Origin of the sequence: Streptomyces sp. NPDC001750 (assembly GCF_042892615.1) — a bacterium.
In the GTDB taxonomy this organism is placed as follows: Bacteria; Actinomycetota; Actinomycetes; order Streptomycetales; family Streptomycetaceae; genus Streptomyces.
Genome location: NZ_JBIAUE010000010.1, coordinates 47,295 through 61,886 on the forward strand (window position 1 = coordinate 47,295; position 14,592 = coordinate 61,886).

The following is a 14,592-nucleotide window of genomic DNA, read 5'->3' on the forward strand; positions in this document are numbered from 1 at the left end:
GGTCACCGGCCCGCCCCCGCACTACGCTGCGTAGTCACCCACCAGCTCCGCACCGGAGGTGTGCTCGCCGCGTTCGACGATCTCGCCCGCGACCCAGGAGTCGACCCCGCGGTCGGCCAGTGTGGTCAGGGCCACGTCGACGGATTCGGCGGGGACGACGGCGATCATGCCGACCCCCATGTTCAGCGTCTTCTCCAGCTCCAGCCGCTCGACCCGGCCGAGGGTGCCGACCAGGTCGAAGACCGCGCCGGGCGTCCAGGTGGAGCGGTCCACCCGGGCGTGCAGGTGGTCGGGGACGACCCGGGCCAGGTTGTTGGCCAGGCCGCCGCCGGTGACGTGGCTGAAGCCGTGTACCTCCGTCGTGCGGGTGAGGGCCAGGCAGTCCAGCGAGTAGATCCGGGTGGGCTCCAGGAGCTCCTCGCCGAGGCTGCGGCCGAACTCCTCGACCTCGCGGTCCAGCGCCCAGCCGGCCCGGTCGAAGAACACGTGCCGGACGAGCGAGTACCCGTTGGAGTGAAGACCGGACGACGCCATGGCGATCACCACGTCACCCTTGCGGATGCGATCCGGGCCGAGCAGCCGGTCGGCCTCGACCACGCCCGTACCGGCGCCCGCGACGTCGAAGTCGTCCGGGCCCAGCAGTCCGGGGTGCTCGGCGGTCTCGCCGCCGACCAGGGTGCAGCCCGCGAGGACACAGCCCTCGGCGATGCCCTTCACGATCGCCGCGACCCGCTCGGGGTACACCTTGCCGACGCAGATGTAGTCGGTCATGAAGAGCGGCTCGGCTCCGCAGACGACCAGGTCGTCGACGACCATGCCGACGAGGTCGCGGCCGATGGTGTCGTACACGCCCGTCTTGCGGGCGAGGTCGACCTTGGTGCCGACGCCGTCGGTGGCGGAGGCGAGCAGCGGACGCTCGTAGCGCTTGAGGGCGGAGGCGTCGAAGAGGCCGGCGAATCCGCCGAGGCCGCCGAGGCCCTCGACCTCGGGACGGCGGGTCTTCTTCACCCATTCCTTCATCAGCTCTACGGCGCGGTCGCCGGCCTCGATGTCGACGCCCGCTGCCGCGTAGGAAGCACCTGTTGTCTCAGACATGGCCTGGGATCTTTCGTGTGGAGATACGGGGCTGGTGGGCCAGGGGGTACGACCGGCCGTCACGGACGACGCAGGGCGTCGGACGCGGCGGTCGCCGCAGGGCCTGCCGCCAGCTCGGTCTCCAGCAGTTGCTTGCCGAGCAGCTCCGGGTCCGGCAGCTCCATCGGGTACTCACCGTCGAAGCAGGCGCGGCACAGGTTCGGCTTGGCGATCGTCGTCGCCTCCACCATCGCGTCGAGGGAGATGTACGCGAGCGAGTCCGCGCCCATCGACGCGCCGATCTCCTCGACCGTCATCCCGTTGGCGATCAGCTCGGCGCGGGTCGCGAAGTCGATGCCGAAGAAGCAGGGCCACTTGACCGGCGGGGACGAGATCCGGATGTGGATCTCGGCGGCGCCCGCCTCGCGGAGCATCCGGACCAGGGCGCGCTGGGTGTTGCCGCGGACGATCGAGTCGTCGACGACGACGAGACGCTTGCCCTTGATGACTTCCTTGAGCGGGTTCAGCTTGAGGCGGATGCCCAGCTGGCGGATGGTCTGCGACGGCTGGATGAAGGTCCGGCCGACATAGGCGTTCTTCACCAGACCGGCGCCGAAGGGGATGCCGCTGGCCTCCGCGTAGCCGATGGCGGCTGGGGTGCCGGACTCCGGGGTCGCTATGACCAGATCGGCCTCGACCGGGGCCTCGGCGGCCAGCCTGCGGCCCATCTCCACGCGGGAGAGGTAGACGTTGCGCCCGGCGATGTCGGTGTCGGGGCGGGCCAGGTAGACGTACTCGAAGACGCAGCCCTTGGGCTTCGCTTCCGCGAAACGCGAGGTGCGCAGTCCGTTCTCGTCGATGGCGACGAGTTCGCCCGGCTCGATCTCGCGGACGAAGCTGGCGCCGCAGATGTCGAGGGCGGCGGTCTCGGAGGCCACCACCCAGCCGCGCTCCAGGCGGCCGAGGACCAGCGGGCGGATGCCCTGCGGGTCACGGGCGGCGTAGAGGGTGTGCTCGTCCATGAAGACGAGCGAGAACGCGCCCTTGACGTCCGGGAGCACCTTCGCGGCGGCCTGCTCGATGGTGAGCGGCTTGCCGTCGTCGTCGGTCTGGCCGGCGAGCAGCGCGGTCACCAGGTCGGTGTCGTTCGTCGCGGCGACCTGGGTGGCGCGGCCGTCCTTGCGGGGAAGGTCCGCGACCATCTCGGCGAGCTGGGCCGTGTTGACCAGGTTGCCGTTGTGTCCCAGGGCGATCGAGCCGTGCGCGGTGGCACGGAACGTCGGCTGCGCGTTCTCCCAGACCGAGGCTCCGGTCGTGGAGTAGCGGGCATGGCCGACCGCGATATGGCCCTGGAGGGATCCCAGGGATGTTTCGTCGAAGACCTGCGAGACCAGTCCCATGTCCTTGAAGACCAGGATCTGGGACCCGTTGCTCACTGCGATGCCCGCGGACTCCTGTCCACGGTGCTGCAGGGCATACAGTCCGAAATAGGTGAGCTTGGCGACCTCTTCGCCGGGAGCCCAGACACCGAAGACGCCGCATGCGTCCTGGGGGCCCTTCTCTCCGGGGAGCAGGTCGTGGCTGAGTCGTCCATCACCACGAGGCACGCCACCGAGTGTAGGCGAGATCGACCACTGGTCCGAATTCGGGATACCGCGGCGGACCACCGTGGAGGCGCTTCCGGACGTGGTCCGAAGCCCCTACCGACCGGTTACGCGGAGTGAGCACCCAGCCTCGTGAGAGGCGCGCGGGACGAGGTACGGATCGGCCACAGGGCGGCGGCAACGCGGATCAGCGCGGCGATAACGGCGATTTCCGGCCACCCGGGCCGGGTATGCGCCGGGACCGTATGGTGGCGCTCGGTGAACCGGCCGACGGTCCGGCGCGGAATCCGGCCGAACGCGCGTTTCGTGGCGAGGCTCACACCACAAGGCGGTCGGACGTGTCGGATCCCGGCGCGTCCGGGACCGCTTCGCGGCCGTCGGCCCGCGCGGCGGCCGGTTCGGGGGCGGGTGTTCGCGGGCGGGTGCATCCCTCGCCAACGGGTTTAGGGGTGGGGGCATCCCACGCCGAGAGGTCTCGGGACCGGATCGCGAAGGCGCCCAGACCGTGCGCGAGCAGCCGGTGCTCACCGCACCGGACGGTTCCGGGGCCGGCGCCTCCCGGCCCCTCGGAGCGCGCGATCACTCGCCGGGTTCCCAGGCCGTGGCGCCGAGCGACGCGTCGTTCTCCGAGGCGAGGGTCAGGGTGCGCTCGTCGACCCGGTACGTCGTCCGCCCGTCCAGGATCGCCAGCAGTGCCTGTTCCAGCTTCGCCCGGGGCGTGGGGCACGACATCTTGGTCGTCTCGACGGCGTCGAACGTGATCGTGGAACCGGACACGGTGGCGCCGCCGCGGAACTGGTTGCAGCCGAGACTCCCCGTGGCGCCGCCCTTGGTGTCGATCGTGAAGTGGGCGCCGTCCGGGACCTCGGCCCGTTTCCCCCCGACCGTCACCGAGTCCACGTCCCAGCGGACACCCGTGACGGGCGGGCCGGTCCGTGTGGCGCCGCCGCCCGTGCCGTCGCCGCCCTCGCCCGCCGCCCCGGGGCCGTCACGGTCGTCGGACGGGCTGGTCGTCCGCGTACCGCAGGCGGCCAGGACGGCGAGGAGGACCAGGGTCACCGAGGCTGTGCGTCGAGTGCGCATGGCCCTGTGACGGGCGGGGCGGCGGGCCGGTTCCCGGCCAAGGGCTAACCCAGCGCGCCGGCGCGCGTCGCCCGTCGCCCCGGTGAGCGGGCTCCTCACCTCATCAGGGGCAGGAGGGCGGAGAGGTCGGCCCGCTCGCCGCTCGCGGCCACCCGCGCCTCGTCGAGGGCGTGCGCCCATTCCGTACGGCCGGTGGCGAGCCTGATCCAGGTGAGCGGATCGGTCTCGACGACGTTGGGCGGCGTACCGCGGGTGTGCTTGGGGCCCTGCACGCACTGGACCACGGCGAAGGGCGGGACACGCACCTCGACCGAGCCGCCCGGCGCCTTCTCCGCGAGAGCGTCGGCGAGCAGCCGCGTGCAGGCGGCGAGCGCCTGCCGGTCGTACGGGATGTCGAGGCCGGTCGCCGCGTTCAGGTCGTCGGTGTGCACGACGAGCTCGACGGCACGGGTGACGAGGAAGTCCGTCAGCCGCATCGCCCCGGCCGGTGTGGGCAGCAGCCGTTCGTCGCCCGTGCGCGGCACCCGTTCCTCGAACCGCTCGACGGCCTCGCCGAACAGGGCGTCCAGGTCGGAATGCTCGGCGGCGAGCGCCCTGGTACCGGCGGCGATCCGCTCGGCGTGATCGGCCGTGGTGAGCGGCCAGGCGAGAAGCGTCGGTGCGGGTTTCGGGGCGGCGGGTGCGGACCGCTCCGGCTCCCGGGCGACCTGCGAGAACGCCAGGACCACGTGGGCGGCGAGTTCGCGTACGGTCCAGTCGCCGAGCCGGGTCGGCAGCGCGAGCTGCTCGGGCGTCAGGACACGGACGGCTTCCCGGACATGGCCGAACTGCGCCAGGACCGCGTCGCGGGTCCGGGCCGGATCGTAGCGGCGGGCACGTTTCTGGGACGGCGGCATGTCCGGGAGCCTACGGCCCTCGACCGGCTTACGACCTCGTCCACGATTGTCAGCGGCATCGCGGTGTCCGGGACCTCCGCCTCCGGCGTTGTCGTCAGTCCCCGACGCTCCTTCCCAAGCTCTCAGCTGCGTTCGAGCAGGGGAGACCCCATCCGACTGCCTCCTCCGCCTTGGATTCGAAGGCCCCAGACGCCGCTCCTTCCGCCACTGCCAATCGTGGACGAGGTCGTTACGAGGGGCCACGGCCCGCGGGCCCGGGCGCCGACGGCGGAGGGACGGCAGGTGACGACGGGCCGGGGCGGGGCGACGGGCCGGAGCGGCGCCGTCTCAGTGCCGGATCGCGAAGGCGCCCAGACCGTGCGCGAGCAGGTCGAAGCCCCGCTCCGCGAGCGCGACGGCGTCCCCGGCGATCGCGTCCGCCAGTTCGCCCGCCAGCAGCCGCAGTTGGTTCGCGTGGATGAGGGAGTTGCGCGTGCTGATCAGCTGGGCCGCCGCGATCCGGGCGATGGGCGGCTCCTCTCCCTCCTCGGTCAGGACGTGGGCGAGCAGCTCGTGAGAGCGCAGGGAGAGCGCGTGCGCGCGGATCAGGAGGGCCGGCGTCTCCTGGATCAGCCGACGCATGTCGAGCACCATCGGCACATCGCTCATGCCGACCGAGGGGTCGCGGCGCTCGATGGCGGCCAGGAACTGCACGCGCACGGCGGACAGGGCGGATTCGCCGGGGGCCCGGTCCCGCACCACCCCCGCGACATCGCCGATGTGTTCCGCCATCGGCGCGAGGACCAGGTCCTCCTTGCCCGCGAAGTAGTTGAAGACCGTCATCTTCGACACCTCGGCCGCCTCGGCGATCTCGGCGACCGACACCTTGTCGAAGCCGCGCTCGGCGAAGAGTTCGGTGGCCGCGGCCAGCAGACGGTGGCGCGTCTGGAGCTTCTTGCGCTCCCGCAGGCTCATCCCCTCGGTCATGCCGTCACTGTACCAGGATGAAAGTTAAACCGAGAGTAATTATTGCCCAGGTAAATCTCTACATGCCCGCACCGCACGTACGGGACCCGTACGCACCCGCGTACGGACCAGGGCTGCGGCCCCGCCCCCGGTGACGGGGCGGGGCCGCAGCCCTCGGAAACGGACCGCCGTCAGGCGAGCAGACCCGGAATGGTCTCCTCGTGCGCGGTGCGCAGCTCGCTCAGCGGGATGCCGAACTCGCCCTGGACCTCGATCTCGTCGCCGTCCACGACACCGATCCGGGCGACGGGCAGACCGCGCGCGCCGCACATGTCGTTGAAGCGGAGCTCCTCGCTGCGCGGCACGGAGACGATCGCGCGCCCCGCCGACTCGGAGAAGAGGAACGTGAACGCGTCCAGACCGTCCGGCACGACCAGTCGGGCGCCGTTCCCGCCGCGCAGGCAGGACTCCGTGACCGCCTGGATCAGGCCGCCGTCGGAGAGGTCGTGCGCCGCGTCGATCATGCCGTCGCGGGAGGCCGAGATCAGGATCTCGGCGAGCAGCTTCTCCCGCTCCAGGTCCACCTGGGGCGGCAGGCCGCCCAGGTGCCCGTGGACGACCTCGGACCATGCCGAGCCGCCGAACTCCTCGCGCGTCTCGCCCAGCAGGTAGAGGAGCTGGCCCTCCTGCGCGAACGCGACCGGCGTGCGCCGGGAGACGTCGTCGATCACACCGAGCACCGCGACGACCGGCGTCGGGTGGATCGCCGTCTCGCCGGTCTGGTTGTACAGCGACACGTTGCCGCCGGTGACCGGGGTGCCCAGCGCCAGACAGCCGTCCGCGAGACCGCGGGTGGCCTCGGCGAACTGCCACATGACGTCCGGGTCCTCGGGCGAGCCGAAGTTCAGGCAGTCCGAGACGGCGAGCGGCTTGGCGCCGGTGGCGGCGACGTTGCGGTACGCCTCCGCCAGCGCGAGCTGCGCGCCGGTGTACGGGTCGAGCTTGGCGTACCGGCCATTGCCGTCGGTCGCCATGGCCACGCCCAGGTTCGACTTCTCGTCGATCCGGACGATGCCGGCGTCCTCGGGCATCGCGAGCACGGTGTTGCCCTGCACGAACCGGTCGTACTGGTCGGTGATCCAGGCCTTCGACGCCTGGTTCGGGTGCGCGACCAGCTTGAGGACCTGCTCGCGCAGCTCGGCGCCGTCCGCCGGACGGGCCAGCTCCCCCGCGTCGTCCGCCTGGAGCGCGTCCTGCCAGGACGGGCGGGCGTACGGGCGGTGGTAGGTCGGGCCCTCGTGGGCCACCGAACGCGGCGGAACGTCCACGATCTGCTCGCCGTGCCAGAAGATCTCCAGGCGCTCGCCCTCGGTCACCTCACCGATGACGGTGGCGATGACGTCCCACTTCTCGCAGATCTCCAGGAAGCGGTCGACGTGCTGCGGCTCGACGATCGCGCACATGCGCTCCTGCGACTCGCTCATGAGAATCTCCTCGGGCGAGAGCGAGGAGTCGCGCAGCGGCACGGTGTCCAGCTCGACGCGCATGCCGCCGGAGCCGGCGGAGGCCAGCTCGGACGTGGCGCAGGAGAGTCCGGCGCCGCCGAGGTCCTGGATGCCCGCGACGAGCTTCTCCCGGAAGACCTCCAGGGTGCACTCGATGAGGAGCTTCTCCTGGAACGGGTCGCCGACCTGGACGGCGGGGCGCTTGGCGGGCTTCGTGTCGTCGAAGGTCTCGGAGGCCAGCACCGAGACACCGCCGATGCCGTCGCCGCCGGTGCGGGCGCCGTAGAGGATCACCTTGTTGCCGGGGCCGGACGCCTTGGCCAGGTGGATGTCCTCGTGCTTCATCACACCGATGCAGCCGGCGTTGACCAGCGGGTTGCCCTGGTAGCAGGCGTCGAAGACGACCTCGCCGCCGATGTTCGGCAGGCCGAGGCAGTTGCCGTAGCCGCCGATGCCCGCGACGACGCCCGGCAGGACACGCTTGGTGTCGGGGTGGTCCGCGGCGCCGAAGCGCAGCGGGTCGACGACCGCGACCGGGCGGGCGCCCATGGCGAGGATGTCGCGGACGATGCCGCCGACGCCGGTCGCCGCGCCCTGGTAGGGCTCGATGTACGAGGGGTGGTTGTGCGACTCGACCTTGAAGGTGACCGCGTAACCCTGGCCGACGTCGACCACACCGGCGTTCTCGCCGATGCCGACGAGCATCGCGTCGTTGGCGGGGGCCTTCTCGCCGAACTGCTTGAGGTGGACCTTGCTGCTCTTGTAGGAGCAGTGCTCGGACCACATCACGGAGTACATGGCGAGCTCGGCGCCGGTGGGACGGCGGCCCAGGATCTCGCGGATCCGGGCGTACTCGTCCTCCTTGAGGCCGAGCTCCTGCCAGGGCTGCTCGACGTCCGGGGTCCCGGCCGCGTGCTTGACCGTATCCAGGCTCATGCGTTGACCAGCTTCTTGATGATCGAGGTGAAGAAACCGAGACCGTCGGTGCGGCCGGTTCCGATCAGCGGCTCGACGGCGTGCTCCGGGTGCGGCATCAGGCCGACGACGTTGCCCTCGGCGTTGGTGATGCCCGCGATGTCGCGCAGCGAGCCGTTCGGGTTCGTGTCCAGGTAGCGGAAGGCGACCCGGCCCTCCGCCTCCAGCTCGTCGAGCACGCGCTCGTCGGCGACGTACCGACCGTCCATGTTCTTGAGCGGTACGGAGATCTCCTGGCCCGCCTCGTAGTCCGAGGTCCAGGCGGTCTCCGCGTTCTCGACGCGGAGCTTCTGGTCGCGGCAGATGAAGTGCAGGTGGTTGTTCCGCAGCATCGCGCCGGGCAGCAGGTGCGCCTCGGTCAGGATCTGGAAACCGTTGCAGATGCCGAGCACCGGCATCCCCGCACGGGCCTGCTCGATGATCGTCTCCATGACGGGCGAGAAGCGCGAGATCGCACCGGCCCGCAGATAGTCGCCGTAGGAGAAACCACCGGCCAGGATGACCGCGTCGACCTGGTGCAGGTCCTTGTCGCGGTGCCACAGCGACACGGGTTCGGCGCCCGCGACGCGTACGGCCCTCAGGCTGTCCTGGTCGTCGAGCGTGCCGGGAAAGGTGACGACTCCGATTCGGGTGTTACTGCGGCCCGAAGGGCCTCCCTCACGGGTGGTGGTGGGAGACGGGCGGGAAGTCACTTGGACTCCTCGGCCTTCTCCACCTTCACGGTGAAGTCCTCGATGACGGTGTTGGCGAGGAAAGTCTCGGCCATCTCATGAATGCGATCGAGGGCGGCGTCGTCGACCGGCCCTTCGACCTCCAGCTCGAAACGCTTTCCCTGACGTACGTCCGCGATTCCCTCGAAGCCGAGACGGGGCAGTGCGCGCTGCACCGCCTGTCCCTGCGGGTCGAGGATCTCGGGCTTGAGCATGACGTCGACTACGACGCGTGCCACTGGCACTCCCGTGTGGTGTGGTGCGACTGGTTCTCCGGGGGGCTCCCCTGACCCCCGCAGCTTCCCTCAGCGTACCTGGCCCGAAATTCTACGCGAGTAGATGTCTGAGTGCCCGATCACGACGGGATATCGGTCACGACAACACCCGAGGAAAAATCTGCGAAAAGATTCCTCACCGAAGACACACATAGAAGTGTGACACGCGGAGAGAATTAGCCCGACTTCACAATGCGGCGCCGACCGCTGTACAAATGATTACCGGGGAATGCAGCATTGCCTCCCGAACAGTCGACACCGGTCGGCCGAACGGTCGATACCGGCGATACCGGTCGACGCGTATCCGCCCGAAGGGCTCACATCCGCCCGACGGCCGGAAGGCCGACATCGGCGCACGCCAAACGCGCCGACGCCGTAGGAAAGGACCGATATCCGTGGCTCAGCGCGTAGTAGTCACGCTCTTCGACGACATCGACGGGGGCGCAGCGGCGGAAACGGTCACCTTCGCCCTGGACGGGAAGTCGTACGAGATCGACCTCAATGCTTCCAACGCAAAGAAACTGCGCAAGGCCCTGGCGCCGTACGTGTCGGCGGGCCGGAAGCAGACAAATGTCGGCAAGCGCGGCAGGAAGCCCGAGTCGTACCGGCACACCTCGCTCGAACCCGACCCGGCAGCCGTCCGCGCCTGGGCCCGCTCGCACCAGATGGAGGTGCCGGCCCGCGGCCGGATCCCCAAGAAGGTCTACGAGGCGTTCCGCGCGGCCGGTTGAGAAGCCCGGGCGAGACATCCGGACGACCGGCCGGCCGGGCCGCCGGAGCCCCTTACGGCCCGGTCGGGCGTCGGGGCGCGACGGGCCGATGGTCGCCGGGCCCGCCCCGTGCGACCGTCAGGACGACCCGCGGGGCCGTCCCGACGAGCCCTCGCGGCCACCGACTTGCGCTGCACCCCCGCAGGTCGGCTAAAGTCTGGAGCACGCCGAAGGGCAAGGCCGAAAAGCCAAACCCCAAGCAGCGTGCGGGTGTAGTTCAGTAGTAGAACATCCCCCTTCCAGGGGGAAGGCGCAGTGTGCAATTCCTGTCACCCGCTCTGCACCACTCCTACCAGCCATTGCAGTGGATCAGGTAGAGTAGTGCTCGCACCGCCCGGAAGTACTTCCTGCAAGGAGTACGATGGCGGAAGTAATGCGGACGTGGCTCAGTTGGTAGAGCATCACCTTGCCAAGGTGAGGGTCGCGAGTTCGAATCTCGTCGTCCGCTCTTGATAGGAATGAAGGCCCCCGGTCGAAGTCGACCGGGGGCCTTCTTCGTGATCTCTTTCAAGAAGCACCCGATTCCGGTACGGGCATCCGATCCCGGCAGCGCCATGACGTTTGTCATGACCAGTGATGACAGCTCGCACTGCTCACGGCGATGGGCCTGCGGAAGCCTGTGGGCATGAAGCCTGTAGGTACGAGGAGAGACCACAAGACCGACGCCCGCGCGGGTGCCGGCGACCACGCGGGCGGCTCCGGAACAGACCTCACCGCGACGGACGGCGCTGTGGCGGACGGCGCTGTGGCGGACATCACATCCCGCCCGGTCACCGGGGCCGCGACCGGTGGTACGACCGCTTCGGCGAGCGGTGCCGCGACCAGTGTCGGCGCGATGTCCGCGGCCGGTGCCGCGGCGCCCGACTCCGTGATCGAGGCGGGCGGGGTGCGGCGGCGCTACGCCGACGACTTCGAGGCCGTCGCCGGCGTCTCCTTCTCGGTCGGGCGCGGCGAGCTCTTCGCCCTGCTCGGCACGAACGGCGCCGGGAAGACGTCCACCGTCGAACTCCTGGAGGGGCTGGCGGCTCCCGACGGCGGCACCGTGCGCGTGCTCGGCCACGACCCGTACCGCGAGCGCGCCGCCGTCCGGCCGCGGATCGGGGTGATGCTCCAGGAGGGCGGCTTCCCGTCCGAGCTGACCGTCACCGAGACCCTGCGGATGTGGGCGGGCTGCACCAGCGGCGCCCGGCCGACCGGCGAGGCGCTGGACCTCGTCGGGCTCGCCCACCGGGCGCGCGTACGGGTCAAGCAGCTCTCCGGCGGCGAACGGCGCCGTCTGGACCTCGCGCTTGCGCTGCTCGGCCGTCCCGAGGTGCTGTTCCTGGACGAGCCGACCACGGGACTCGACGCCGAGGGGCGGCGGGAGACCTGGGAGTTGGTACGGGCACTGCGCGACGGCGGCACCACCGTCCTGCTCACCACGCACTATCTGGAAGAGGCGGAGAGCCTCGCCGACCGGCTGGCGATCATGCACCGGGGCCGGATCGTGACGGCCGGCACGCCCGCCGAGGTGACGGCCTCCCGCCCCGCCCGCATCCGTTTCGAGCTGCCCGAGGACGTACCGGCGGCCCGGCTCCCGCTGTCTCTGCGGGCGGCGGCCGACGGGCGCAGGATCGAGATCCGCACCCACGCCTTGCAGGACTCGCTCACCGAACTGCTGCTCTGGGCGCGGGAGTCGGACGTGCTGCTGCACGGGCTCGACGCCCGGTCGGCCTCGCTCGAAGAGGCGTTCCTCGACATCGCGCACAGCGTGTCGGCCTCCGGGGCGGAGGACCCCTGGACGTCGGCCTCCGAGACACGGAAGGCGGCTGCCGCATGACCGGCGCGACGACGGACGAACGGCGTACGGCAGCACCCGGGCACCGCGCCCCGGCGGCCGGGCGGCGCACGACGGCGGCGGGGCGGCTGCGGGCACTCGGACACGCCGAGCTCGTCCTGCTGGCCCGGAACCGGACGGCGGTCTTCGTCGCCCTGCTGGTGCCCCTGGCGATGGTCCTGGCGATGAAGACGACGCTGGAGCGGATCGACCTGGGCGGAACCGGGCTCACCGTCACCGGGCTGGCGCTCACCGGCGGCATCGGCATGGTGCTGATGCAGGTGGTGTACATGAACCTGGTCTCCGCGTACGTCGCACGGCGCGAGGACCTGGTCCTGAAGCGGCTGCGCACGGGCGAGGTCACCGACTGGGAGATCCTCACCGGGACGGCGCTGCCGTCGGTCGCGCTGGCTCTGGCGCAGACCGTGCTGGTGGTGCTGGCCGGTGCCGCGGTCTTCGATGTCGGAGCGCCGGAACGGCCGGACCTGTTCCTCGCGGGCCTGCTGTCGGGGTCGGTACTGCTGGCCGCCCTGGCCGCCGTCACCTCCGTCGCGACCCGGACGGTGCAGACCTCGCAGATCACCACCCTGCCGCTCTTCCTCGTCTCGATGATCGGCTCGGGGCTCTTCGTACCGCTGGAGGTCCTGCCGGACCGGGTGGCGTCCGTGTGCGAGCTGCTGCCGATGACCGGCGTGATGACCCTCGTGCGGGCGGGCTGGCTGGGCGGGTCCGACGGGGCCGACCTGCTCACGGCCGGGCTCGTCGCACTGGCCTGGACCGTTTTCGCCGTGTTTGCTGTGCGGCGGTGGTTCCGTTGGGAGCCCCGACGCTGACCGATGATTCACCGGCGGAGGACGGCCGTGGGGGCGGGTATGTGGGACTGGCGACGCAGCTGGCGGGAACGCAGCAAACTGGAGCGGATCGACCTGTATTCGCGGGTGACCATCTCGGTGATCCCCTGGCTGTTCACCTTGTCATGGGGGATTGTGCCCTTCGGCGCGGATCTCCGCCGCACGCCGCTGCCGACCGCGCTCGGAGCCGCGTTCCTGCTGCTGAGTCTCGTGCAGTGCCTGCTGAGCAACCGGAATGTCCGGCCCTCGTACCTGAACTACCTCGGTACCGCCCCCTTCCCCCTGCGGCGGCAGTCGGCACCCCTGGCGCTGATGCTGCTGAATCTGGGCATCCTGGCGACGCTGGTCGGTCTGGACGGGATCGGGACGGGAGGGCTGGTCCTGACGGTCATGAACGTCCCGATGCCGTTCGTGATCACGCAGGTCCTGCTGGTCCCGGTCCGCACCTTCCTGCTCCAGTCGCTCGCCCTCGCCGTGCTGAACGTCGGCGTGTTCGCCGCGGTCGGCGTGCGGGGCGGCACGCTGGCCGGGTTGGCTCCGGCGACGCTCTTCGGGGCACTGCTGGTACTGATCTCCGTACGACCCAGCGTCTGGAGCATGAGCGTGATGTGGCAGGCCGAGGAGGCCCGGGACCTGCAGGCGCGGCTGGCGGTCGCCGAGGAGCGGCTGCGGTTCGGCCGGGACATGCACGACGTCCTGGGCCGGAACCTCGCCGTGATCGCGCTGAAGAGCGAGCTGGCGGTGGAACTGGCGCAGCGCGGCAAGCCTGCGGCCGTGGACCAGATGGTCGAGGTGATGCGTATCGCGCGCAGCTCCCAGCAGGAGGTGCGGGATGTCGTGCGCGGATACCGGGAGGCCGATCTGGTCACGGAACTGGCCGGTGCCCAGGGGGTGTTGAGGGCCGCCGGGATCGAGTGCGAGGTCGCGGGGGACGCGGGCGCGGAACTGCCCGCGCCCGTACGGTCGGCGCTGGGCTGGGTCGTACGGGAGGCGGCGACCAATGTGCTGCGGCACGGGGACCCTCGGCACTGCACCATCCGGCTGCGGACGGCGGCCGACGCCGCGGTGCTGGAGGTGGAGAACGACGGGGCGCCGCACTCGGCCGAGACGGCGGGCGGCCCCACCGACGGGGCAGGCGGCTCCGGGCTGGCCGGGCTGCGGGAACGGCTCCGGGAACTCGACGGGTCGCTGGACGCGGGCCCGGTGGGGAGCGGAGTGTTCCGGCTGACGGCGCGGATCCCTCTCCCGTCGCGTATTGCCGCTCCCGCCTCTCCCTCCGCCCTTTCCTCTCCCACCGTCCCCGCCTCTTCCGCCCCGGCTGCTCCCGCCTCTCCCTCCGCTCATTCCACTCCCACCGACTCTCCGGCTTCGTCCGCCCTTCCGCCTTCCGGGGACCCGGGCACGGGCACGGGCATGGGCATGGGCGTGGGCATGAGCCCGGCACCGGACCTTGTGAAGGAACGACGATGACGGCCGTACGGGTGCTGCTCGCGGACGACGAGCATCTGATCCGGGGCGCCCTGGCCGCGCTGCTCGCCCTGGAGGACGACCTCGTGGTGGTCGCGGAGGCGGCCACCGGTCCGGAGGCCCTGGCCATGGCGCGGGCCCATCGCCCCGACGTGGCGGTCCTCGATCTTCAGATGCCAGGCGCCGACGGTGTGAGTGTCGCCACATCCCTGCGGGCCGAACTGCCCGGCTGCCGCACGATGATCGTGACGAGTCACGGGCGGCCGGGACATCTGAAACGAGCACTCGCGGCGGGCGTCCGGGCCTTCGTGCCGAAGACCGTCAGTGCCCGGCAGCTGGCCGGCATCATCCGCACCGTACATGCCGGAAACCGTTACGTGGACCCGGAGTTGGCGGCCGACGCCATCTCCGCCGGGGACTCGCCGCTCAGCGCGCGCGAGGCCGAGGTGCTGGAGCTGGCGGCCGACGGGGCACCGGTCGCGGAGATCGCCGAACGGGCCTCGCTGTCCCAGGGGACGGTACGGAACTACCTCTCGGCGGCCGTCTCGAAGCTCGGCGCGGAGAACCGTCATGCGGCCGTGCGTCTCGCACGCGAGCGGGGATGGGTATAGTGGTGCTCGC

The 14,592-nt window shown here is 70.8% G+C and carries 13 protein-coding genes and 2 tRNA genes; 7 read left to right on the forward strand and 8 right to left on the reverse strand.

The window, feature by feature from the left end; translation table 11 throughout:
* Positions 1-21 precede the first annotated feature (21 nt).
* The 8 genes from purM to purS form a co-directional block, all read right to left on the reverse strand.
* The gene (gene purM / locus ACFYY6_RS17560) at positions 22-1,095 is read right to left on the reverse strand and encodes a phosphoribosylformylglycinamidine cyclo-ligase (protein ID WP_388651223.1); all 1,074 of its coding nucleotides are present in this window, start codon (positions 1,093-1,095) and stop codon (positions 22-24) included.
* A gap of 59 nt (positions 1,096-1,154) precedes the next feature.
* Positions 1,155-2,681 (reverse strand): amidophosphoribosyltransferase, encoded by a 1,527-nt coding sequence (purF, locus tag ACFYY6_RS17565; protein WP_351517961.1) that lies wholly within the window; start codon positions 2,679-2,681, stop codon positions 1,155-1,157.
* A gap of 576 nt (positions 2,682-3,257) precedes the next feature.
* The gene (locus ACFYY6_RS17570; RefSeq protein WP_389193958.1) at positions 3,258-3,737 is read right to left on the reverse strand and encodes an META domain-containing protein; all 480 of its coding nucleotides are present in this window, start codon (positions 3,735-3,737) and stop codon (positions 3,258-3,260) included.
* A 119-nt stretch (positions 3,738-3,856) separates the two neighbouring features.
* Positions 3,857-4,657 (reverse strand): sterol carrier family protein, encoded by an 801-nt coding sequence (locus ACFYY6_RS17575; RefSeq protein WP_351517957.1) that lies wholly within the window; start codon positions 4,655-4,657, stop codon positions 3,857-3,859.
* 327 nt (positions 4,658-4,984) lie between these two features.
* The gene (locus ACFYY6_RS17580; RefSeq protein WP_389193961.1) at positions 4,985-5,623 is read right to left on the reverse strand and encodes a TetR/AcrR family transcriptional regulator; all 639 of its coding nucleotides are present in this window, start codon (positions 5,621-5,623) and stop codon (positions 4,985-4,987) included.
* 170 nt (positions 5,624-5,793) lie between these two features.
* Positions 5,794-8,043, reverse strand: coding sequence for a phosphoribosylformylglycinamidine synthase subunit PurL (gene purL, locus ACFYY6_RS17585; RefSeq protein WP_351517954.1), 2,250 nt, complete (start codon positions 8,041-8,043; stop codon positions 5,794-5,796).
* Positions 8,040-8,708 (reverse strand): phosphoribosylformylglycinamidine synthase subunit PurQ, encoded by a 669-nt coding sequence (gene purQ / locus ACFYY6_RS17590; RefSeq protein ID WP_351517982.1) that lies wholly within the window; start codon positions 8,706-8,708, stop codon positions 8,040-8,042. Before purQ ends, purL begins: the two co-directional genes overlap by 4 nt.
* Before the next feature lie 62 nt (positions 8,709-8,770).
* Positions 8,771-9,031: a phosphoribosylformylglycinamidine synthase subunit PurS gene (gene purS, locus ACFYY6_RS17595; protein WP_351517953.1), complete on the reverse strand. Its 261-nt coding sequence runs from the start codon at positions 9,029-9,031 to the stop codon at positions 8,771-8,773.
* A gap of 431 nt (positions 9,032-9,462) precedes the next feature.
* Between purS and ACFYY6_RS17600 the strand changes: the two genes are divergently transcribed.
* The 7 genes from ACFYY6_RS17600 to ACFYY6_RS17630 all read left to right on the forward strand — a co-directional run bounded on the left by ACFYY6_RS17600 (position 9,463) and on the right by ACFYY6_RS17630 (position 14,582).
* Complete coding sequence (locus ACFYY6_RS17600) at positions 9,463-9,798, forward strand: Lsr2 family protein (RefSeq protein WP_351517951.1); 336 nt, start codon at positions 9,463-9,465, stop codon at positions 9,796-9,798.
* 245 nt (positions 9,799-10,043) lie between these two features.
* A tRNA-Gly gene (locus ACFYY6_RS17605) sits at positions 10,044-10,115 on the forward strand.
* A gap of 97 nt (positions 10,116-10,212) precedes the next feature.
* Positions 10,213-10,285 (forward strand) — tRNA-Gly (locus tag ACFYY6_RS17610).
* Between the two features lie 387 nt (positions 10,286-10,672).
* The gene (locus ACFYY6_RS17615) at positions 10,673-11,656 is read left to right on the forward strand and encodes an ABC transporter ATP-binding protein (RefSeq protein WP_389194151.1); all 984 of its coding nucleotides are present in this window, start codon (positions 10,673-10,675) and stop codon (positions 11,654-11,656) included.
* The gene (locus ACFYY6_RS17620) at positions 11,653-12,486 is read left to right on the forward strand and encodes an ABC transporter permease (protein ID WP_389193964.1); all 834 of its coding nucleotides are present in this window, start codon (positions 11,653-11,655) and stop codon (positions 12,484-12,486) included. Before ACFYY6_RS17615 ends, ACFYY6_RS17620 begins: the two co-directional genes overlap by 4 nt.
* A 39-nt stretch (positions 12,487-12,525) precedes the next feature.
* On the forward strand, positions 12,526-13,974 hold the full coding sequence (locus ACFYY6_RS17625; RefSeq protein ID WP_388651245.1) for a sensor histidine kinase: 1,449 nt from the start codon (positions 12,526-12,528) through the stop codon (positions 13,972-13,974).
* Positions 13,971-14,582: a response regulator transcription factor gene (locus ACFYY6_RS17630; RefSeq protein WP_351517947.1), complete on the forward strand. Its 612-nt coding sequence runs from the start codon at positions 13,971-13,973 to the stop codon at positions 14,580-14,582. Before ACFYY6_RS17625 ends, ACFYY6_RS17630 begins: the two co-directional genes overlap by 4 nt.
* Positions 14,583-14,592: the final 10 nt, after the last annotated feature.

Bases quoted from the DNA above. Each gene is read 5' to 3' on its own strand.
- ACFYY6_RS17620 (WP_389193964.1), top strand. From the start codon at position 11,653: ATGACCGGCGCGACGACGGACGAACGGCGTACGGCAGCACCCGGGCAC.
- ACFYY6_RS17615 (WP_389194151.1), top strand. From the start codon at position 10,673: ATGTCCGCGGCCGGTGCCGCGGCGCCCGACTCCGTGATCGAGGCGGGC.
- purL (WP_351517954.1), bottom strand. From the start codon at position 8,043: ATGAGCCTGGATACGGTCAAGCACGCGGCCGGGACCCCGGACGTCGAG.
- ACFYY6_RS17580 (WP_389193961.1), bottom strand. From the start codon at position 5,623: ATGACCGAGGGGATGAGCCTGCGGGAGCGCAAGAAGCTCCAGACGCGC.
- purM (WP_388651223.1), bottom strand. From the start codon at position 1,095: ATGTCTGAGACAACAGGTGCTTCCTACGCGGCAGCGGGCGTCGACATC.
- ACFYY6_RS17625 (WP_388651245.1), top strand. From the start codon at position 12,526: ATGTGGGACTGGCGACGCAGCTGGCGGGAACGCAGCAAACTGGAGCGG.
- ACFYY6_RS17575 (WP_351517957.1), bottom strand. From the start codon at position 4,657: ATGCCGCCGTCCCAGAAACGTGCCCGCCGCTACGATCCGGCCCGGACC.
- ACFYY6_RS17630 (WP_351517947.1), top strand. From the start codon at position 13,971: ATGACGGCCGTACGGGTGCTGCTCGCGGACGACGAGCATCTGATCCGG.